Source organism: Shewanella sp. SG44-2 (assembly GCF_014164215.1).
In the GTDB taxonomy this organism is placed as follows: Bacteria; Pseudomonadota; Gammaproteobacteria; order Enterobacterales; family Shewanellaceae; genus Shewanella; species Shewanella frigidimarina.
This window is the reverse complement of record NZ_JACJEU010000011.1, coordinates 70,779-92,876: the sequence shown is the minus strand read 5'-3', so window position 1 is coordinate 92,876 and position 22,098 is coordinate 70,779. Positions and strand designations below refer to the sequence as shown.

The window sequence follows — 22,098 nt, the reverse complement described above, 5'->3', positions numbered from 1 at the left end:
TGGTTTTTAATGGCAAAATATCATCTTGATGATGCAGTTTCGATACCTGAAACTGCATTTGAACTCTCTGAACATCTCGGCTTTTCAACCTCAAAACCTGCTATGTGGGCATGGTATGAAATGGCTGGTTCGGTATTGAGTCACTATGTTGTTGACCAACAAGCACGGCTTGAAGGTCTGTTTAAGTGGTTTTACAATGATTTAGGCTTTTGTGCTCGCGATGACTATTTTAGTGTCGAAGCAGCAGATTTAAGCTATTGCGTGTTAAAGCGTCAAGGTAACAGCACTACGTTATCAATATTATTAATTTTATTGGCTAAGCAGCTCGACTTAACACTCGAGGCGGTTTTATTACCCGGTAATACGGTATTAAAAAGCCAAGTGAATGATGTTATTAGATACCATGACCCGCTTACAGGTAAGGAGCTTAGCCGTCATCAGTTGCATGCATTTGTGCGCGGTGAATTGGGGAATGCGGCTAAATTAAAGCCGAGTCATCTAAAAACTGCCACGCTAAAACGTTTAATTAGCCGCATGTTGCACGAGCTAAAAGCGGGTTGCATTGTCAGCCATAAGTTTGAACCGGCAATGGAATGCTGTAATTTATTATTACAATGGCACCCAGATGATGTTCATCTTAATCGCGAACGAGCGTTTATTGCGCAGCAATTAGGTTGCATTAAAGTGGCCATGTCTGATTTACAGCACTTCATTGATTTGAGTCCGCATGATCCGGTAATTGAACTGGTTAAGATTCAATTAAAGGAACTCAGTCAACATATGCAGGTTTATCATTAATTATGTGATATTACCTGCCGAACAGGCCGCTTTGGGTTAACTCAAAGTGGCTTAAGTTCGCAAGTCGGGCGCCAGCAAGCTTAGTTTTAAAAGCTCTGCTGCGAAATCATGCGATTTGAATCACCACTGATTTTCGCAATAACAATCACAATAACAACAAAAAATATAATGTATTTGTAAGGGAGAACACTGCATGACAACGTCAGCAATGGTGAGCAATGATGCCACCGCACTGGGTATACTCGCCGTTATTTTAGGTTTTGTTTTTTACACTAGTTCATCTACCCATCCGTTTTGGCAAAAATTCTATAAATACATTCCAGCATTATTACTGTGCTATTTCTTACCTTCATTATTAAATACGTTTGGCGTGATTGATGGTCATGCGTCACAACTGTATTTTGTTGCTTCGCGGTATTTATTGCCTGCGTGTTTAGTGTTATTGATTTTAAGTGTCGATTTAAAAGCCATCCTGAGTTTAGGCCCTAAAGCGGTAATTATGTTTTTAACCGGCACGCTGGGTATTGTTATTGGTGGACCGATTGCACTATTAAGCGTATCAATGATTGATCCATCATTACTAGGTGGCAATGGCCCAGATGCCGTATGGCGCGGTATGACAACCTTAGCGGGAAGTTGGATCGGTGGCGGTGCCAACCAAGCCGCAATGAAAGAGATTTATGAAGTCGGCGGTGAGATTTTCTCAGTGATGGTGACTGTCGATGTCATTGTGGCCAATATCTGGATGGCAGTACTGCTGTTTATGGCATCAAAAGCCAAAGAGATTGATGCCAGAACGGGTGCAGACACCACCGCGATTGAAGCACTAAAAGAAAAAGTAGAAAAGTACCACGCCGAGAATTCACGTATTCCGTCGCTTCGTGACATCATGCTAATTGTGGCTGTTGGGTTTGGAGTGACAGGTTTTGCCCATTTTGCGGCAGATTTCTTAGGGCCTTTCTTCGAAGCCAACTATCCATGGACCGAAGATTACAGTTTAACCTCTAAATTCTTCTGGTTAGTAGTAATTGTGACCACTATCGGTTTAGGGCTTTCGTTTAGTCCTGTACGTCATCTAGAAGCGTCAGGCGCCTCTAAAATCGCTTCTGCATTTTTATATATTTTAGTCGCGACTATTGGTTTACATATGGATGTGTCTAAAGTCATGGATACGCCGATTTATTTCTTAATCGGTATTGTGTGGATGTTAGTGCATGCAGGATTAATGTTATTGGTTGCTAAACTCATTAAAGCGCCATTGTTTTATATGGCAGTGGGCAGCCAGGCAAACGTGGGCGGAGCTGCATCGGCGCCAGTGGTGGCTGCTGCATTCCATCCTGCATTAGCACCTGTAGGGGTGTTGTTGGCAGTATTCGGTTATGCATTAGGTACTTACATGGCATGGCTATGTGGTCAGTTATTACAAATTGTCGCAGTGTAATGCGCTAAGAGGATCAAATGGATCAAAAAATTATTCAGTTATCTAATAACGTTCAAGTCGCTAACGATAAGCCGTTCGTGTTATTTGGCGGTATGAATGTGCTTGAATCGCGCGATTTAGCAATGTCGATTGCGGAGCATTATGTGGAAGTTACCCAAAAGCTTGGGATTCCATATGTGTTCAAAGCGTCTTTTGATAAAGCGAACCGTTCATCGGTTAACTCATACCGTGGACCGGGTATGGAAGAAGGTCTACGTATTTTTGAAGAAATAAAATCAACCTTTAACGTACCGATGATCACCGATGTGCATGAAATTCATCAGTGTGCGCCAGTCGCTGAAGTTGTCGATATTATTCAGTTACCTGCATTCTTAGCGCGTCAAACCGATCTTGTTGTTGCAATGGCGAAAACCGGTGCGGTGATCAATGTGAAAAAACCACAGTTTCTAGCGCCGCATGAAATGCGCCACATCATTACCAAGTTCAACGAAGCGGGTAATGACAACATTATCTTATGTGAGCGTGGCAGTAGTTTTGGTTATAACAACCTCGTGGTCGACATGTTAGGCATGGACGAAATGAAGCAAACAGGTTATCCGGTGATTTTTGATGCCACCCATGCACTACAACGCCCTGGTGGACGTGCTGATTCTGCTGGTGGCCGTCGTGCACAAGCCACTGAACTTGCTCGTAGTGGTATGGCATTAGGTCTAGCAGGTCTATTTATTGAAGCTCATCCCGATCCTGATAATGCAAAATGCGATGGTCCATGTGCACTACCACTGCATTTATTAGAGAAATACCTAACGCAGATGAAAGCGGTTGATGAATTGGTTAAATCCTTTGAGTTTATTGATACTAGCAAGTAAACCATCAATGGCATTGAATAACTGAAACATCGGCAAATTGATTTTTAATCAATTAGACACTTAATCAGTGTCTTTTAATGGCCGTAAACAGTAATCTAATTGCCCTTGTATAAGCCCTGACTTTTTACCAAGTTTCAGGGCTTTTTTATGTAATGAGCAATAGTTAATTATGTGGATCATGTTTACCTTCCTCGCTGCGTTTATGCAGGCGTGGCGCAATGCGTTTCAAAGTAAACTCAGTAAAGAAGTCAGTGTTGCAGGTGTTACCTTAGCTCGATTCATTTGGGCTGGCCCCATTGCTGCGTGTTATCTGTATGGTTTACATCAATATCAACCTAGTGCATTACCTGAGTTTACAGGGACATTTTGGGGTTTTGTTATTGGTGCATCATCGATGCAAATTCTAGCAACAGGCTTGATGGTTAAACTGTTTAGAATGCAAAACTTTGCGATTGGTGCCGGGCTGGCTAAAAGTGAAGCATTAGTAGCAGCAATACTTGGGGTGCTATTTTTCGGCACACAATTATCCTTATTAGGCTGGATAGGCGTTGTTATTGGCGGCTTAGCAATAATGTTGTTAAGCAGCAAACAAGGTTTTAAACAGCTCTCAGTTAAAACAGTCTTGTTAGGGCTTGCGTGTGGCAGTGCTTTTGCGTTGACTTCCCTATGGGTACGCGAAGCAAGTTTAACCCTACAAGGGCCGTTTACGCATCGTGCTGCATGGGTATTACTGTGGGTTATTGGCTTACAAACAATCGTGCTAATAGGCTATTTGCTGGCAAAAGATAAATCGACTTTAGCGGCGTTGTGGCAACGACCAACATTAACCTTATCAATTAGTATTACTAGTTGTATCGGTTCAATTGGTTGGTTTAGCGCAATGTCGTTGCAGGCTGTGCCTTATGTCAAAACACTAGGCCAGATCGAGGTGTTTTTTACCTTGATGATCGCTGTTTTTTGGCTTAAAGATAAAGTTAAAATTAACGATGTAGCGGGTTTGATTTTAATCGCAATAGCAGCTGTTTTGGTCATGTGGAGCTAAATCCAGTAGCGAATAATTATCAGCTTACATATTCTGATTTGGACTGATGTACCCCATCATTTAAATTGAGTTGATGCGAGTGATAGCATCGCATTCAAGATTGACTCAGTTGTAAAACCTTGTCGACGAGATATTGATTCTTGGGCACTTTAAGATGATGCGCCTTGGCTTGCTGGCAAATATAGCCATTTATCTCATTAATTTCAGTCGGTCTATTGTGGGCGATATCTTGATACATAGATGAGAAGTTTGCCGAGGTTAACTCAATCACTTGATAAACCCGCGCTCTAACAGCTGCCTTATCTAATGTGATGTCATCATATTTAGCCACTTCGACTAGCTCATCGATAATGGCACTGATCTGTGATTGATATTCTGCTGCTGCCAATTGACCATTAGCACACTGATTTAATGCGGTTAACGGGTTTATTACTGCATTAATGGCCAGCTTTTGCCACAAGACTGGTAATACAGGCTGATACCATTCAATCGGCTGATTGTCACTTTGCAGATGAGATATGCGCATCTTTAACGCTGTCGACATAGCAGAACCACAATAATGTCCTAGCTGCGTTACGCCAAACCCACTGTGCTTTACCTGCCACTGACTTAACTTCAACGCCGCTTGTGAAGTGGTGCCTAACGTTAAGCCTATACCCTGATACTGCGAAAGGGCTGCAGCAACCAGTAAGTGCGGACCTAAACCATTATGGAGTAATACAATATGGCATTGGGGCGACAATTTCGGTAATAAAGGTAAAAGTGCTTGCTCGACTTGATAGGCTTTAACACACACAAACAGTAATTCAACTTGTACTAAGCGGTCATCATCAGTTCCCAATATTGTCGCTAATGATTCATGATTGTGCTGTGTGTGGTCAATGAAATTCAACGGCTGTTGACGAGTTAGCTTATCTCGGCCAATAAACATCACATCGTTCGTTTGGGTATTAACACTCAGTTTGTGATACATCAACTGTCCAATTGCACCTGCACCTAAAACGGCAATAAGAGTATTATTGTCGTGTGTGGATGATGTTGGCAACGTTGGTGTATTGGCCATAGGGCTTTAACGATTCGCTTTTAATTTACGGTATTTATTGATAGAAAAGTGCAGTAAGTAAAATAATGCAATCCCAAAAAAGTCGGCAATAACATCGGCAGCTGAAGCGCTGCGATAAGGTAAGCGAGATTGAATCAATTCAATTAACACTGCATAGGTAGCTAGAGAGATACACAAAAAATACCAACGCGGTTTAAAAGCGTAATGTGCTAGATATGAAAGGGCAAAAAAACTGCCTAAATGGCCCACTTTATCCATATGGGCGAAAGTCTGCGGGTAACTTGGTTTTGAAAAAACAAGATAGCTAGTCACTATCACAGCAACAACTAACGCAAGTTTAAAAATATTTTTATAAGTGATCACGAGCGTAACATCAGCCTTGTGAAACGAGAATATCGCTAATAATAAGAAACCTGTTTAAAATTGTCACTAATTAACCTCTATAGAAAGTAATAATTGTTTAATAAGGACATTTTTTACTATTGATAATGACAAAATCATAGTCGTCAAACTCAATACCAATGGGCGTTTTAGCCTCATTATCAATTAAAATAGCTGGTTAATGATATTTTGTTAATCAATAGGATATTAGCGAAAGATAATCGGCTCAATAAAGCCTAAGTTGTACTTCACTATCCTGTTAATGACTCCTAGTGTAAAATAGCCATATATAAATGTGATGAATCAAAGAGGAAAGCAACATGCCATCTATGGATATTGTGTCGGAAGTTGACGAAGAAGAATTACGTAACGCGGTAGAAAACTCTCGCCGTGAAGTGGCTGGTCGATTTGATTTACGTGGTAAAGAAATCGAGATTGATTTGAAAGACAATGTTGTTACCTTAAAATCAGAAGACGATTTCATTTGTAAGCAGTTAGTCGATATTCTGCGTATTCAACTTAGTAAACGTAACGTCGATCCGTCGTCAATGGAAGTCGATGAAAAAGCGGTTCACAGTGGTAAAACCTTCAGTTTAAAAGTTAATTTTAAGCAAGGTATTGATTCACTGGTGGCTAAAAAGCTGGTTAAAGCTATCAAAGACAGCAAACTTAAAGTGCAAGCCGCTATTCAAGGCGACTCAGTACGCATCACCGGTAAAAAGCGCGATGACCTACAAGCTGTCATGCGTCTAGCCAAAGAATCAGAACTCGGACAACCATTCCAGTTCGACAACTTCAGAGACTAATCCTGAAGCAATAAAGAGAAGCCGATATGCATTAATCGATATTGGTTTTTTAAATTTATCCTGCTTGTCAGATTTTAGATCAGATAACATTGTTTTGAGTTTTGTCATAAACAGTGAATAAGTAGCAAGCTTTGTCTTAAACTTATGTTCAACATCATTACCTACGCTTTGACTTAATTAAACTAGTAATACATATCTACTAATGAATGTCGAAACCCTATTGTTGGCATTTTTAATTAAAAGTACAAATTGCCATGCAATGCTTAGTGTATTGATATTGTTTGTTATTTTATAGTGATTTGATATAAGTATTTTCACATTGATGGCATTGGTCTGTTGTTACTTTTGTTTCGAATAGACTTACTTTGATTGCTATATATTTTCTGTCATAGTTAATTTATCTAACTGTTTACAGACGTTATTTAGTGGGTAGGGCACAGTACGATCCTGTTTAAAATACTATTATGACTGAAGATATTACCATTCCACTTCCATCGCTTATTCATCGAATCGGTGGGGAGAAAGCCAAGCAGGCAAAAATCATTGCGCTGCAATATGACTGCGAGCTAAAGCGTGTGCGTCGATCTCGGAATTGGGGCATTATCGGTGAGGCGGTTAATATTCAGTCGTTTACTGAACAGTTAAAAGCACAAAGTGATGATAATTTTCGTTATCTTATTCAAAAGATTGAGACTGCGCTTCTTGGCCATGCAGATAAGTTAGAGCCACTAGACGAAAAACTTGTCCGCTTAATTAAACAAACACCAGGTATCACCTTGGGAGAATTAATCCAACTTACCCAATGTACGTTAACTGAGGCGCGAGTGGCTCGTTTTAACGTCGATTTTTGATTATTTCAAAGTGTGCTTTTTATTTTTTATGCTGCAGAATCGCAATACTCAGGGCGATACAAAATACAACGCTTGTTGTTTTGAGCCACAAGCTCAGTATGTAAATTTACATCGCAGTGAATAAACAGAGTTAAAGATAAGCAACCTAAGTCATCAATTGTTTTATTGACACAAATCGCAGACACAAGAGCGATGTTCATATCACTTGCTCTTGGGTGAAGGTTAATCGGTTTAATGCGGATCTGAGAATTATAGGTATGAAATAAGGGTGTAACACAAATTGCATTACACCCTTCTGGATTTTATTTTTTAACTAGTTAATTTAAGCACTCTACTTAATCACTAGAAACGATATTCAACACCGATACTAGCCTGTTTAAAGTCTGTTTCTGTGTCGGAACCGTTAGATACATTATCTAAGTTAATTTCTGCATCATACCAAGTGTACTCTGCATTAATTAGAAAACGATCTGTTACCTTAAACGCTACACCTGCACCGGCAAACACACCTTCATCATCTTTATTGCCAGAAAACCCGACTACGTCATAATCTGTTGAATACCATAACTGACCACCTTTGGCATATAACTCTATTCGCTCAGCAATGGGCAATGTCACTTTTAGACCTGCGGTATAACCATCTGTTTCAGCACTAGATAAGTTGTTGCCGTAACTACCAAAATCAATATAGCTACCTTCTAGAGCTAAGTATTTGTTGAAGCGATAACCGACTAGGCCCTGGAGAACATCATTGTCGTCATCAAAGTCATCTTCGCCATCAACTTTTAGGTAACCATAATTAGCGCCGACATAAACGCCATTTTCAGCTGCGTCTTTCTTGAAGTCATCAGCGTGAGAATAAGTACTAAAAGAGGCTAACGAAATAAGTCCAGCTAAAGTAAGAATCGTATTTTTCATAAGGTACTCCTAGTTAATTACGTAAATACATCTAACTACTTACAAAACGGATGCCAACTTTATAAAAGTAACAGCGAATTATTTATCGGTATTTAAATTTAACGGTTAATATCAATGGTTTATATTGTTGTTTTTGATGAGGGAAGGTGGCCGGTGATTATACATCAAGTGAAATGGCTTATTTTTTCACCCGCTTAATGAGACAGCAATAATGTAAAACGGTATTTTTTTCTGATTAAATTGTAATTTTTTCATATTGAAAATATATTGTTATCAATATGTTATGGTTTATTTGTTGTTGTCTACTTTCTAGGAAAGATAAAATCTTGGTCATAAACTTGCTATGTTGATTTAGCTTTTTAAAGTGTAGGTTTGTCCGATAGCGTTAAAGTACAACCATTAAGTAAGAATAATAACTATACAGTAACAAGCCGAGTAACCGGATTATCAACACGGTAGGATCGTGAACCTAATTTCATATCGATTTTGGGTTAACGACTATGACAGGCTTAGTAGCTAATCTAGTAGCTAATCTAGTGGCTAATATTGTACATTAAGGTTGCAGGTGACAATGCTGCTAACCAAGTGGTTTTAGATATTATTTATATTTATTCAATAAAAATATTTACAAGCTTAGATATTCGTGTATTATACGTCTTGCTCTGACATTCAGAGTTATTAATGAACATCAAGTAAAAGAAAAGCCTTAGAATCTCTTCGTTATCGTTGTTATCCTCTGTGTTTCCCTTAGCTTCATCGTGACATTCAATAATTCAAGCTTGAGCGCATCGCATTTTCGCGACAGATTGATTAATTTTAATATATAAGGGACACATCATGTCTAACAAAACAACTGGTTTAGTAAAATGGTTTAACGAAGATAAAGGTTTTGGTTTTATCACTCCTGATAACGGCGGCGCTGACGTGTTCGTTCATTTCCGTTCAATCACTTCAGAGGGTTTCAAGACTCTTGCTGAAGGCCAGAAAGTTTCTTTTGATGTTGAGCAAGGCCAAAAAGGCCCACAAGCTGCTAACGTAGTAGCTGTGTAACTCGACGTTATAAGAATAACGCAAACGGTTTAACGACTGTTTGCGTTTTTTTATGCCTGCAATTTAACAATTTATATTGTTAGCGTGTATAGGTACTTCATTTTGGCCGTATAATAACTTCAAATTTGGTTTAATATTTATCTACTGCTTGTTAATCAGCATCCTTAACACGAGCAGAACCCAGCACTCACTTAATAATTTACTCATTTCTCAAAAACCCTCTTTCTACTTTGATCTGAATCAACGCTATTAATCGTAAATCGATTCATTATATTAGCTGTACATCATACTGATGATTACGGGGCCATAATGTCAGATAACAAACTCATCTTGATTTTAAAAATCTGTATCTCGATAGGGATTAGCTTAATTTTATTAGGCATTTATTGTCATAATTTCAGCGAAACGATTGCAACGATGGGGGTTAATGGAATCATTATTAGTGCTATGTGTGTGGCTTTTGGCATGGCGTTGTCGCTACCAACAAAAATGTACCTGACTTTTATACTGGTTAAGCGTGAAGTAGAAAAAACCACATGACTTCTTTTTAGTCGGCTCATATAAGTTGATTGTAAATGTTTACACTGCCTACATTTCAATATCAATTTTTATCTCCCTGATTTTACCTGCTCGAAATAATTTTTAATGGTGATAATTTCTTCTACCACCTTTTATCCTGACCAATTTATTTTTGCAAAAAGCCGAAGTTAGTAAACGTAAAAGCCTTATTGAGTGGCTTAGTTGCAATTTAATACTTAAGTATGAAAGTTTTTTGTAGTTGATTTTAATCGATTTTCTGTGAAGTTCATCACTGTGAGACGTTTAATTTGTTACATAAATAGTGATACTGGTCTGTTTCGACATAATGATAGGGAATTTGTCGTTATAAAAGTCTATAGCATTGATTTTATGAATATTAAACTTATAAGAAACTAACTGCATTATGGTGAAACCCCCACTTTTTTGGTTGAATATATGTGACTTTTGTTAGTTTTTAATGGTTTTTTGGATGACATTCGTTTTTGGATCAGTTATTACTGTTTATACAAACAGGAAATAACATTTAAGGAAAAATAATGCCTTCATGGTTTACTAATGTTCAGCTTGGTTTTGATATGGCGACAAGCTTAACAATCGTTGGTGCTGCAGTTACTTGGGTTATTCGTGAGAAGAAGCAAGCTGAAGCCGAAAAAGTGCGTGGCATTAATCAACAGGTTCGCTCTACGAGTCTTAAAAAAGTACAAGATGTGCTTTTTGAGATGGAAGATAAATTTTCTGTGCTGATCAATGAAACACAGACCTATGAAAATATGATCGATAATCGTGTTCGCAAAGTAAATGATCAACTCGATTTTTCTCGATTGAATTTAGCGATAAAACGAGACGATCAATTTCTGATTAAAGCGATTGATCGTCTCCAAGCTATTCGCGAAGAATTAGGTCAGTTTTATGAATTGATTCAGGTTAGACGTTATAGCTTGATACCTTTACTTGATGCTATTGAAGAAGGTGATAAGTATATTGGTGTATTCCAACAAAACATCGACGAGGTCGGTGATGCTTATAACCAAGTGACATCAGGAAATGTATCTCTGTTAAAAGAGCTGGAAGCAGTTATTTCAATGCTCAACAAACAGTTTGGTGATGAGCTTGTTGACGTATCTGATGAAGTCAAAAAAGAGCTTTTTCAAAAGATATCGACAGATGAAACCTTTATGAAACCAATACAATCTATCATTTATGATGAAGATTATTTCTATTGGGTACAACGTTTTGTTCCTGCAGGAAGAGAAGACGATTATTTAGAAAAGGTTGTTAGACCAAGTAAAATTGAAGATAAAGAGCTTTGCTCTGAAGTGATGGTTCATTTTATTTTAGCCTTAATTGGTAAGAACCATGAGCTAATTTCTCAAGTACTGAGAACGGCTTCAGGCTCGGTGATGAAAGCACGAATCGAGTGTAAAGATATTCTGATTTCACTTAGTGCTATTTCACATAAATTGGTTATGGATAATAATGGTGAAACACTTGAAAAAGTAATCGCTAAATATGAGTCTGAAGAGTACTTTGGCCGAAACGTAACTATTCGCTAGTCGATCTATTTAACATTGAACCTGCTGTTTATATTTTTGCAGATGACTAGGGTATGTTGATCTTTATTGGTTGAATTTTGTTCGAGTTAAAAACGTTTTAAACGAGGCGAATGGATTGCTGCCTAGTCATCTAAGCAAAATGCATTCAACAAAGAGTAAAACGTTTTTAGCCGAACCTTTCGGGCAGCGTTTGTAGGTCATTTTTACTGCGTTATCGACTTTTTATGTAGAATAACTACACCACAAAGTCTCTACTTTGTCGCTCATGTGTAAGTAATGGCCAACAATTCTCTGTAAAAACAACCTTAAAAGATCAGTAAGACCTAGTGTTTCTAGGTCTTACCGGACCTAGTGGCAGATGAATGAGGGGTGAAAACCCTTCATCATTTATACACCGGGTTTAGCTTCAGCAAGACTGGCTTCAACCTTTGCCGTTAATACATTCATAATACGATCTGTGACGATTGGATCTACAGTGATAACTGTTTATTTACATTGAAATGAGCATGTTCATCAATTTAGTCATTTTTATAAACACTAGCACTGTTCTGCTGCTAGCGAATCAATAGTGTTAATCCTGCAAAATCAGCTTAAAGCTAACATTTTGGCAATTAACCCAAGACTATTGGCTCAAAAACACCGATAATTCACCCTAATTTAGACAAGCTGGCCGTTTGGTTGCGCAAGACTGTGGATATATTCAATGGAAATCAAAGTAAATTTTCTCGATAATTTGAGACTCGAAGCTAAGTTTGACGACTTTACCGTCACCGCCGATCAGCCGATCCGCTACAAAGGTGATGGTTCTGCTCCTAGTCCTTTTGATTATTTCTTAGCATCTTCAGCACTTTGTGCCGCTTACTTCATTAAGGTGTATTGTAAAGCTCGTGATATTTCGACTGAAAATATCAAATTATCGCAAAACAATATCGTTGACCCGGAAGATCGTTATAACCAAATCTTCCAAATTCAAGTTGAGTTACCGGATGATATTTCGGATAAAGATCGCCAAGGTATTTTACGTTCAATTGATCGTTGTACCGTTAAAAAAGTGGTTCAGACTGGGCCTGAGTTTAAAATCGAAACCGTTGAAAACTTAGACGCCGACGCCAATGCGATGTTGATGGGTCAAACTGAAGCCGATGCGAGTACTTTTATCTTAGGTAAAGATTTACCGCTTGAGCAAACCATTAAAAACATGACAGGCTTGTTAGCCGACCTTGGTATGAAGATTGAGATTTCGTCATGGCGTAACATTGTGCCAAACGTGTGGTCTTTGCATATTCGTGATGCGGCTTCTCCGATGTGCTTTACTAACGGTAAAGGTGCTACTAAAGAGAGCGCGTTATGTTCTGCTTTAGGCGAGTTTATTGAGCGTCTTAATAATAACTTTTTTTATAACGATCAATTCTTTGGTACTGAAATCGCCAATAGCGAATTTGTGCATTACCCGAATGAGAAATGGTTCGCGCTAGAAGAAGATGATGCTCTGCCTACTGGCATTTTAGATGAGTACTGTTTAGACATTTATAACCCCGATGAAGAGTTATGTGGCTCACATTTAATTGATACTAACTCAGGCAATAAAGATCGTGGCATTTGTGCTATTCCATACACGCGTCAGTCCGATGGGGAAACGGTCTATTTCCCGTCTAACCTTATTGAAAACTTATTTTTAAGCAATGGCATGAGTGCGGGTAATAACCTGCAAGAAGCCCATGTGCAGTGTTTATCTGAAATTTTTGAACGTGCAGTTAAACGTCAAATTATCGAACAAGAAATTGTACTACCCGATGTGCCAATGGCAGTTCTAGAGAAATTCCCAAGTATTTTAGCGGGCATTAAAGGGCTTGAAGAGCAAGGCTTTCCTATTGTAGTGAAAGACGCTTCTTTAGGCGGTCAATTTCCTGTTATGTGCGTGACCTTAATGAACCCACGTACTGGTGGTGTTTTTGCCTCGTTTGGTGCACACCCTAGCTTTGAAGTGGCATTAGAGCGCAGCTTAACCGAGTTGTTACAAGGCCGCAGCTTTGAAGGCTTAAACGATGTGCCAAAGCCAACGTTTAACAGCATGGCAGTGACTGAACCAGAAAACTTTGTTGAACACTTTATTGATTCAACTGGGGTTATCTCTTGGCGCTTCTTTAGCAGTAAGTTTGATTATGAATTCTGTGAATGGGACTTTAGCGGTGCCAGTGAAGAAGAAGCCAGCGGTTTATTTGGTATTTTAGAGGCCATGGGCAAAGAAGTGTACATTGCCGAATTTACTGATTTAGGTGCTTCTGCGTGTCGTATTTTAGTGCCTGAATATTCAGAAGTGTATCCTGTAGATGACTTGATTTGGGACAATACCAATAAGTCTTTAAACTACCGTGAAGATATCTTAAATCTGCATTCATTAAGCACTAAAGCGTTAGGTAAGTTAGTTAATCGCTTAGAAGAAAGTCAATTAGATAACCACACTGATATCCGTACGTTAATTGGCATTGTGTTTGATGAGAACACGGTTTGGGGCCAGTTAACCATTATCGAATTGAAGATTTTGATTTATCTTGCATTAGGCTCGCACGAAGACGCGATTGAATTGGTTGGTGAGTTCTTACAGTTTAACGACAATACCGTTCAACGAGGTCTGTTTTATCAAGCTGTGAATGCGGTATTGGAAGTGACTTTAGATGAAGACTTAGAGCTTGAACACTTTATTGGCAACTTTAACCGCATGTTCGGTAAAGAAATTATGGACAATGTTGTCGGTTCGGTTAATGGCACAGTACGCTTTTATGGCCTGAGCAAAACCAGCATGAATCTCGAAGGTATTGAGCCACATTTACGTTTGATCGAAAGCTACAAAAAACTGCATCAAGCGCGTAAAGCAAACCTTAGTATCTAATTTATTGGTTCTGTTTTGCATAGTAAAAAGCCCGTCACTTATGTGGCGGGCTTTTTTGTCGCACTATATTATGAAGGAGTGACGTGCTTACTGTTTGTCTAAATAACTTTCTACAGCAGTGGCTCTATCTTCGGCATGCTCTATTAGCTCATCGATAGCACGATAAAAATCGCTACTGCTTTCTAAAAAGCTATACCCAGATACTTCAGTGGTCGCATAAGGAGCAATCAGTGCAGAGTAAGCATTGTAGCTTGCTTGCATTTTATTGGTTTCGAATGCATCGCTGATAACCTCAAGTAAAAACTGGTTGTAGCGGTCACGGTATACATCATCTGCGTACAGTTTTGATATGAGTGGCCAGCTGTTTGAGTTGAGGTCAGAGAAGTCTAACGACAATGCGCCACCTTGTTTGCCGTCTTGCAATGCTTCGTTGTTGTCCCAAGGTATCCAGGTCAGTTTTGAATTGTCTGGATTGCTATATAAATAGTAGTTGTGTGGCATTAAGCCGTAAGTGTCCCAGTTTTGAATGATGCCATTAACGGCTAAGTATTTTAAAAATACATCAACATCAAATACCGTTTCTAAATTGGCTCGCCATGTTTCAGGGTCTGTGGTGCGAGTGTCGTCGTGTAAGGCGGTAAATAGGGCTTGTATATCTGACCAATCTTCGTCGTCTTCGTTAGTTTTTTTCTCAAAATCTTCTTGATTAAATGACCCATCAACAAACATTGCGCCATTATCTTCGGGTTTGTACAAGTTACCTTTGTCGCTAGAAAATTGCGTGTCGATTACCGTGTCATCAATTTCTTCTACAAGAGTATATAAACCAAAATATTCAGGGCCGTCGCCATGGTCAACGTATAAGGTATAAAACCCAGTGTGAGATACCGCAAGCCCTGCATCTTTAAACACATCCGCAGCTACTTTTTCACGTAACATTGACTCGTCATCAAAGTTGTTTTTTAAACTAAACTTTTTAAAGCCATAAAAGCGTTGGTTTTTAATTTGCGGGTAATCGTCTTCATACTCGTCGAAATCAAGTTTAAGCGCCAGTTTCAGAATGCCTTGTTGCCAGCTAGTTTGCAGTGATGAATTACCTTTAAAGCGGATGCCGACGCGATACCATTGCGTGCCGTTATAAAATACTTCAGCTGGAACAAAAATAGGATCTTCATCGGTATCACTTAAGCTATTTGATGAGCTTCTACCAAACTCACCATAAAGTGCTGTCATGTCATCTAACATGCTTTGCCAGCGCGCTTGTGTGACAACGATATCAAGCCGTTTAACTTCGGTATCACTAAATACTTCATCAAAGTTAGGGTCGACATTTTTACTGTGAGTTTCGTCAGTCCAATCGGTTGCTATAAAATCTGCGTCGGTGATCTCTGTTTCGGTATCAGTGCTTGTGTCAGTATCAGCGCTAATGACCGTTTCGGCTATTTCGCTGCTGTTATCACTGTCGCTACCACAACCTGTGAGTATGAAAGCACAACTTAGTGTCATGATAAGTAATAGTGTCATTGGCTGGTTAATTAACCGCTTTTTGAGGTGTAAGTTATTAAGGGAAAACATCGGGCTCTCCTAGTACTTGGGTAAGATTGTTAACATAAAGTCATTACCAGTATGTTAGAGAGTAAAAGTGCAGAAACTGCACAGTGAGTGTGGAACAAAATAGCAATTCGATAAAAGTGCGATCTTGTTCAAAGTGATATATTTGTACGCTAGTAAGCAGTCACCACCGGTAATAGATAAGATAAATGAGTTTACAGTGAAGAGATTTATCTTTAGGTTAGTGAGTTGTAACAATGTTAACGCCTTGTAAGAAAACATAATCTTAATAATTAATATTCAAGGACGATAAATGAAATCTTCACTTTTTTTGATTGGTTGTGTTGTTTGCAGTCCTGTATTGGCCGCTAATGAGTTGCCACCCATTTTAGATTATTATCCCGAGTGTGCACCGCAAGTCATCAACAATCCGAGTGACAAAGTGGTTTACGACATCGATTCTGAATCTGAAAAGACAGGCGGTTATTTGCAACTAGCATTGGTCGAATTACAGCGTAAAGCTCAGTCTGTAGGAGCTGATGCGGTGATTATCGAGCGAATCAATATCGGTAATATTGATCGGAGTATTAATTTAGAAAACGATACAGGTAAGATTAACTCGAGTGTAAAAAAAATTCATGTGTTAACGACAGTACAAAACATAAAGTTATGTGATGACAAGCGGTTAACGACGACTCCCACGCCATATAACAGTAAAGGTTTGTCTATATCGCGTACTGAAACAGTCGTGATGCTCCCAATGCTAAGCGATACTAATTTACTAAAACAAGCTGAAAAATTTAATGCACCGCAAGCTATCGTCACCATCAATAGCGCTTACGGCATCAAACTTGGCGACTCATCGAGCCAACTGTTTAATCTTATGGGACCACATAGCGTTCAATTACTGCTAGATAATGGTTCAATGGCATACAGTTATGGACGTAATTTATAGTTTTTTGTTAACAACGATAGCGTGTCCAATATTACTCAAAATCAAGGGTTATTTAATAGCCATGGTAAAAACCAAATTGCTTTGAGTGGCAATTATGATAATGAAAATTGGAGTATTGCGGGTAAGATAAAGCGTGGCGATGAGTTGCAAAAGGTAAAGCAATCTTTGTCTTTAAAACCACAACAAGATGACTATGTTTCCATTGGTGATAACAGTAAGTTAGTGCTGAACTTTGAAAGCTACAAACAACGCGAGTCGACCGATGCTATTTACCGCCTAAACGGTTTTTCAATTTTACCATTAGTCAGTGTAAACCACTCTGAACAGGTTAAATTCGCATCATTTAGCAATATTGATATTGCTAAAATTGTGGCACTAAAAGATCTGCAGACTTACAAACTAACGTTACCGCAGTTAGTGAATCAAATTCAGCTTAACCAAGATGGTCCGCTAGTGTTAATTAACCCGAACATATTATTGGGAATAGATAACCAAGGTTTGGTTAATAAGATAAAGGTAACCGAATCTGTTCTTGGCGAGCAGGATATTAATCAGTTTAATCAGGTGCTAGCGCAATATGACATACCTAATACCAAGTCGGCATTTTTAGATCGCTATCCCAATGCTGAAGACAACTTTGATAATATACTTCTGAATAAAGACAATATTTCTATGTCAGTAAATTTTGATTCTTATGATGACGATGCTCAATTGATCGAACTCACATTATCATTTTAATGCGCTAGCTAATTCATGCCATTTAGTTTGCTGGTGACGCTATATGCGCGGTGGTACCAAGCTAATACACAATGATATAATTGGCTAAATAAAGAGTTAACGCGTTGATGTTAGTTTGGTCATTCAAACTGCTGGGAATACAAATGAATATTGAAAATGATGTGATTGATAATTTAGCCGAATTAGAACGCTTTTTACTGTCGGTGGAAAAGGGCGGTTTAGGTTTGGAGGGTGTTGCCGGTGTGGGTATGGCAACTAGTAATGCCGACGGTCGTCATTTTGTTGCGGTATTTGGTGATAACCACAAGCTATTACTTGGCCGCTGGATTACCGCTGAAATCTTCGAAAGCGGCCAAGAGATGGTTAAGAATGGGGTTAAATCAAAGCACTGATTGTAGACTCTATTTTGATTAAAAGGGGCAGAAATTCATTTCCGCCCCTTTTTACTATTAGTGGCTTAACATCATCACTTATCTGAATTGGTTGAGCCAATCTTATGAATCGCTAAATCAGCTCCAATAAATTCATCTTCTTGGCTTAAGCGTAAATTCGATACTTTATTAACCGCGCCATACACAATCATACCGCCAACAATTGCCACCACAACGCCAGCAATACTGCCAATGAGTTGCGACATAAAGCTGACCCCGCCAAGACCACCTAAAGCCTGCTGACCAAAAATACCCGCAGCAATACCGCCCCATACACCGCATAAACCGTGTAGTGGCCATACGCCTAGAACGTCATCTATTCTGTTGCTACGCTGTAATTTGGTGTACACCAGAACAAACAAACCTCCTGCTATACCGCCAACCACAAATGCGCCAACAGGATGCATTAAATCAGAACCTGCACACACAGCAACTAAGCCTGCTAGTGGTCCGTTATGAATAAAGCCTGGATCATTCTTACCCACCACAAGTGCCACAATCGTACCGCCAACCATAGCCATTAAACTGTTTACCGCCACTAAACCACTAATACCGTCGAGGGTTTGCGCTGACATAACGTTAAAGCCAAACCAACCGACAATTAACACCCAAGAGCCTAGCGCTAGAAAGGGAATATTTGATGGCGCAAATGCGATTCCCGGTTTACGACCACGGCGAGCTCCTAATAAGTAAATGGCGACTAAGGCTAACCAACCGCCCATGGCATGCACTACAACGGAACCGGCAAAGTCATGAAATTGGGCGCCGAATTGGCTTTCTAACCAAGCTTGAAATCCATAATTACCGTTCCACATAATCCCTTCAAATAGCGGATATACGAAGGCAACAATTAAAGCTGATGCCAATAAGAAAGGTCTGAAGCTGCCGCGTTCAGCAATACCGCCAGATACAATTGCTGGAATGGCTGCTGCAAATGTGAGTAAGAAGAAAAACTTAACCAGTTGGTAGCCATTATCAGTGGTTAAGCTTTCTGCGCTGACAAAAAAGTGATTGCCATAAGCTATTTGATAACCAATGACAAAGTAGGCGATAGCGGAAAAGGCAAAGTCAGTTAGAATTTTAACCAAGGCGTTAACTTGGTTTTTATGCCTCACGGTGCCCATTTCTAAAAATGCAAAGCCTGCGTGCATGGCTAACACCATAATTGCACCAAGTAAGATGAACAAGGTGTCTGCACTTTGTGCAATGACGCCAATAGCATCACTAATATTATTCATTTCAGTTCCCACAAAACGATTCTCTGTTGAAATTCATACTTTTATAAAGCAAAAGTCATTCCTAAACCGATACATGGCTGGCATTTTTCTGAACCTATATGGTGCAAATGTCTGAAAATGTTGCTGAAATGATCCATTAAATGTACTACTTCGGTGCATTTTGATGTCAACTCAGTACTCAATAGTGTCCGTAATGATTGATGCTTGGGCTCGGAATGTCCCATATTGGTGCGTTAATGCTTGTCTTTGGTGCGTTGCGCTGCAAGTAAATTAACTTTATGTTAACAGTCGTCATTAAGATAATATTGTCCAATAACAAGGATGAAAAATACACTAGGTGTAAAAATCCCGACTCCAGATTATTAATAACTGATCCCCAATAACATCTCACTAGAAACAGCATTACGGGAGCAATATGACAACAGTAAGAGTGGCAGGGGTTGGAATGATCCCTTTTTGCAAACCAGGTAAACATGAGCCCTACCGTGCGATGGCGGCTAAAGCGATTAAGTTAGCATTAACCGATGCTGGTCTTGACGCCAAGTCAATTGGCCAAGCATATGGAGCCTATATTTATGGCGACAGCACCTGCGCGCAGCATGCATTCTACAATGTAATCCAAAGCGGTATTCCAATTATCAATGTTAACAATAATTGTTCTAGTGGCTCGACAGCGTTATTTCTTGCGCGCCAAGCGGTGTTGTCTGGACAAGTGGATTGTGCGTTAGCGTTTGGATTTGAAGAAATGCAACCAGGTGCATTGGGATCGCATTGGACTGACAGAGAAAGCCCTTTTGAGCGGATTGAGCCAGTGTTAAAGCAGTTTAATGCCCCGCAAGGCCCAATTGCATTGCGCGCTTTTGGTGCAGCTGGCCGACATTATATGGATAAGTATCATGTCGGTGCCGATATTTTTGCCAAGGTGGCCGAAAAGTCACGTCGTCATGCGTTACAAAATCCATACTCGATGTTTTCAACGCCATTAACGTATCAGCAAGTGCTTGATGATAAGTTAATTTACGATAACTACTTAACACGGCTTATGGCTTGTCCTCCCACCTGTGGTGCAGCTGCGACCATCGTTTGCAGTGAACAGTTTGCCCGTCAAAACGGCATAACATCCAAGGTAAAAATTATTGCGCAGGCAATGGCAACTGATACAGAGCAATCGTGGCAAGACCCAATTTTTGCCGTCGGTAAGGGTATGAGCCAACAAGCGGCGCAGCGGGTTTATGATGATGCTGGTATCGACCCCAATGATATTGATGTGATAGAGCTACACGATTGCTTTACTCCAAATGAGGTGATCACTTACGAGGCATTAGGCTTATGTCCTGAAGGCGGCGCTGCTGAATTGATTGCTAATGGTGACAACACTTATGGCGGTAAATTTGTCATTGGGCCATCGGGTGGATTAATGTCGAAAGGGCACCCAATTGGTGCTACTGGGTTGGCACAATGTACAGAGCTGACATGGCACTTACGTGGTCAAGCTGGCAACCGACAAGTCGATAATGCCACATTAGCGCTGCAGCATAATGTAGGTTTAGGTGGCGCGGTGGTGGTAACGTTATATGGCGTTTAACTAACGGTTTGATTTCATGCTGCGCTACATTGCCGTTGATGTATGAAGGAAATGTAGCGCAACATGGTGGGCTGTTCGTTAACTGGCTTTTTTGCGACTAAAAGTACGTCGGTAAAAGGTCACCACACTGAATGATAAAATCAATGTGCCAATGAGTGACACCAAGGTAATCAACATTACATAGCTTGCTGGCATGTACAGTCCATCGTGTAGAGGTCGAACAAAACTGGCAATTTTAGCTGATAAAGGTCGGTCACTGTGTTTGATTACTGACTCAATCGTTCCTTGTTGATAATTCATGCTGATGCGATCAGCTTCTCTTAACCACACGCCCTGATGTTCATCGAATTGAATACTGTACACAAGGTCTTGTGGTTTATCTGTTTCTGCTTGCTGGTCTTTATTGGGCTTAGAGCGTGGTTTACTCACTGATACAAGCTCTGCGTCTGGCCAAATTTGTTGTGCGTTGCTTAGCTGGCTTAACCAATGACTTGGTTGGCTGACAGAATAAGGTAGTGTCTGTTCGCTGGTGGCATCTTGCTTAAGAACACCTGTCCATAAGCTGTTGTAAGTGACTAAAAATCCGCTGATACACAATATAAACAATGGTACTGAAATAAATAATCCAAGTTGAATGTGACTTTTAAGTAAACTGCTTGAGCGGGTATTTTTAGGAATACTTTGTTTTAATCTAAATCCATTTCGCACTCGCCACCACAGGTAAATGCCAATTAAGGTTACGATGCCCCCCGCAAGCGATGCCCATGCATTAATGTATTTACCACCATTGTCGATGAGAAAATTTCGATGCAACCAAAATACCGTGCTATATCCAGGTAAATCGAAAGAGGAGCTACTCGACAGTTCATTTAACTCTTTGTCCAATGCAATTGATTTACCACGAGTGCTAGCTTGAATATATGGCGTATGTTCTGTTGGAAAGCGAACAGTACTCATGTCGGGATAGCGCTCAAATACACTCGCAACAGTATCGGCTTTTTGTTCAAGTGTGATTGGAGAGTATGTTTGATCTTTACTGTCTAGGCGTTTGAGTAAATCAACGCTACCGAGATATACCCCTGTGGTAAGTACTATTAACATGGTGATGCTAATAAAAAAACCTACCCAGTTGTGAAACCATTTTAATGTCGAAACCATGTTCATTTTTGTTTGCTCAAATTATGCCATGCAGTATTGCAATAGAGTGTTAAACCTGCTGATTTTATTATTTTTTATAAACGTTAATACAAATCCATAAACTTGCGGTAATGATAATTAATCTCAATTATTTGTTCAATTAAAGAAGTGTAAAGATGGGGGGGATAAACCCATTTTATCGTCTAAATATCGTTTTGGCGTAAGTGCTTTATTCTGGGATTGTTATTAATTAGATCGTAC

21 protein-coding genes are annotated in these 22,098 nt (G+C 39.6%); 14 read left to right on the top strand and 7 right to left on the bottom strand.

All coding sequences use genetic code 11. The annotated features are described in order from the left end of the window. Window positions 1-9 precede the first annotated feature (9 nt). The 4 genes from H5181_RS10720 to H5181_RS10705 all read left to right on the top strand — a co-directional run bounded on the left by H5181_RS10720 (window position 10) and on the right by H5181_RS10705 (window position 4,150). Window positions 10-798 (top strand): tetratricopeptide repeat protein, encoded by a 789-nt coding sequence (locus H5181_RS10720; protein ID WP_059744788.1) that lies wholly within the window; start codon window positions 10-12, stop codon window positions 796-798. Window positions 799-991: 193 nt separating this feature from the next. Next, a complete protein-coding gene (locus tag H5181_RS10715) occupies window positions 992-2,239 on the top strand; it encodes a DUF819 domain-containing protein (RefSeq protein WP_011636210.1) in 1,248 nt (415 codons plus the stop codon). Between the two features lie 17 nt (window positions 2,240-2,256). Then, complete coding sequence (gene kdsA / locus H5181_RS10710) at window positions 2,257-3,108, top strand: 3-deoxy-8-phosphooctulonate synthase (RefSeq protein ID WP_011636211.1); 852 nt, start codon at window positions 2,257-2,259, stop codon at window positions 3,106-3,108. A gap of 169 nt (window positions 3,109-3,277) precedes the next feature. Further along, window positions 3,278-4,150, top strand: a complete 873-nt coding sequence (locus H5181_RS10705; RefSeq protein ID WP_011636212.1) for a DMT family transporter — start codon at window positions 3,278-3,280, stop codon at window positions 4,148-4,150. Between the two features lie 94 nt (window positions 4,151-4,244). Here H5181_RS10705 and H5181_RS10700 read toward each other — a convergent pair whose 3' ends face one another. Next, on the bottom strand, window positions 4,245-5,213 hold the full coding sequence (locus H5181_RS10700; protein WP_182751002.1) for a ketopantoate reductase family protein: 969 nt from the start codon (window positions 5,211-5,213) through the stop codon (window positions 4,245-4,247). Between the two features lie 6 nt (window positions 5,214-5,219). Beyond that, on the bottom strand, window positions 5,220-5,576 hold the full coding sequence (locus H5181_RS10695; RefSeq protein WP_011636214.1) for a VanZ family protein: 357 nt from the start codon (window positions 5,574-5,576) through the stop codon (window positions 5,220-5,222). Between the two features lie 338 nt (window positions 5,577-5,914). Between H5181_RS10695 and H5181_RS10690 the strand changes: the two genes are divergently transcribed. Further along, entirely contained in the window at window positions 5,915-6,400 is a 486-nt protein-coding gene (locus H5181_RS10690; protein ID WP_011636215.1) for a YajQ family cyclic di-GMP-binding protein, read from the top strand. A 464-nt stretch (window positions 6,401-6,864) separates the two neighbouring features. Further along, window positions 6,865-7,251, top strand: a complete 387-nt coding sequence (locus H5181_RS10685) for a ribosome recycling factor family protein (RefSeq protein ID WP_123777329.1) — start codon at window positions 6,865-6,867, stop codon at window positions 7,249-7,251. 26 nt (window positions 7,252-7,277) lie between these two features. Here the strand turns inward: H5181_RS10685 and H5181_RS10680 are convergent, their stop codons facing one another. Next, the gene (locus tag H5181_RS10680; RefSeq protein ID WP_182751001.1) at window positions 7,278-7,451 is read right to left on the bottom strand and encodes a hypothetical protein; all 174 of its coding nucleotides are present in this window, start codon (window positions 7,449-7,451) and stop codon (window positions 7,278-7,280) included. Window positions 7,452-7,593: 142 nt separating this feature from the next. Beyond that, window positions 7,594-8,169, bottom strand: a complete 576-nt coding sequence (locus tag H5181_RS10675; protein WP_162022374.1) for a porin family protein — start codon at window positions 8,167-8,169, stop codon at window positions 7,594-7,596. 837 nt (window positions 8,170-9,006) lie between these two features. Between H5181_RS10675 and H5181_RS10670 the strand changes: the two genes are divergently transcribed. The 4 genes from H5181_RS10670 (at window position 9,007) to H5181_RS10655 (ending at window position 14,202) form a co-directional block, all read left to right on the top strand. Beyond that, complete coding sequence (locus H5181_RS10670) at window positions 9,007-9,219, top strand: cold-shock protein (RefSeq protein WP_011636218.1); 213 nt, start codon at window positions 9,007-9,009, stop codon at window positions 9,217-9,219. Window positions 9,220-9,528: 309 nt separating this feature from the next. Next, a complete protein-coding gene (locus H5181_RS10665) occupies window positions 9,529-9,759 on the top strand; it encodes a hypothetical protein (RefSeq protein ID WP_011636219.1) in 231 nt (76 codons plus the stop codon). Between the two features lie 536 nt (window positions 9,760-10,295). Further along, window positions 10,296-11,312: a hypothetical protein gene (locus H5181_RS10660; RefSeq protein WP_011636220.1), complete on the top strand. Its 1,017-nt coding sequence runs from the start codon at window positions 10,296-10,298 to the stop codon at window positions 11,310-11,312. A gap of 703 nt (window positions 11,313-12,015) precedes the next feature. Further along, window positions 12,016-14,202 carry an OsmC domain/YcaO domain-containing protein gene (locus H5181_RS10655; RefSeq protein WP_182751000.1) on the top strand — a complete coding sequence of 729 codons (2,187 nt, stop codon included), beginning with the start codon at window positions 12,016-12,018 and terminating at the stop codon, window positions 14,200-14,202. Window positions 14,203-14,289: 87 nt separating this feature from the next. Here the strand turns inward: H5181_RS10655 and H5181_RS10650 are convergent, their stop codons facing one another. Continuing rightward, a complete protein-coding gene (locus H5181_RS10650; protein WP_182750999.1) occupies window positions 14,290-15,777 on the bottom strand; it encodes a CotH kinase family protein in 1,488 nt (495 codons plus the stop codon). A gap of 289 nt (window positions 15,778-16,066) precedes the next feature. Here H5181_RS10650 and H5181_RS10645 point away from each other — a divergent pair, with 289 nt between their 5' ends. From H5181_RS10645 to H5181_RS10635, 3 genes are all read left to right on the top strand, one after another. Beyond that, complete coding sequence (locus H5181_RS10645; protein WP_182750998.1) at window positions 16,067-16,708, top strand: hypothetical protein; 642 nt, start codon at window positions 16,067-16,069, stop codon at window positions 16,706-16,708. 21 nt (window positions 16,709-16,729) lie between these two features. Next, window positions 16,730-17,446: a hypothetical protein gene (locus tag H5181_RS10640; RefSeq protein WP_182750997.1), complete on the top strand. Its 717-nt coding sequence runs from the start codon at window positions 16,730-16,732 to the stop codon at window positions 17,444-17,446. Between the two features lie 143 nt (window positions 17,447-17,589). Beyond that, window positions 17,590-17,838, top strand: a complete 249-nt coding sequence (locus H5181_RS10635) for a hypothetical protein (protein ID WP_011636224.1) — start codon at window positions 17,590-17,592, stop codon at window positions 17,836-17,838. A gap of 74 nt (window positions 17,839-17,912) precedes the next feature. On the opposite strand, the gene H5181_RS10630 is transcribed toward H5181_RS10635, so the two are convergent. Beyond that, window positions 17,913-19,115 carry an ammonium transporter gene (locus H5181_RS10630; protein WP_182750996.1) on the bottom strand — a complete coding sequence of 401 codons (1,203 nt, stop codon included), beginning with the start codon at window positions 19,113-19,115 and terminating at the stop codon, window positions 17,913-17,915. A gap of 415 nt (window positions 19,116-19,530) precedes the next feature. Here H5181_RS10630 and H5181_RS10625 point away from each other — a divergent pair, with 415 nt between their 5' ends. After that, window positions 19,531-20,700: a lipid-transfer protein gene (locus H5181_RS10625; RefSeq protein WP_182750995.1), complete on the top strand. Its 1,170-nt coding sequence runs from the start codon at window positions 19,531-19,533 to the stop codon at window positions 20,698-20,700. Between the two features lie 78 nt (window positions 20,701-20,778). Here the strand turns inward: H5181_RS10625 and H5181_RS10620 are convergent, their stop codons facing one another. Beyond that, window positions 20,779-21,858, bottom strand: coding sequence for a PepSY domain-containing protein (locus H5181_RS10620; RefSeq protein ID WP_259397032.1), 1,080 nt, complete (start codon window positions 21,856-21,858; stop codon window positions 20,779-20,781). Window positions 21,859-22,098: the final 240 nt, after the last annotated feature.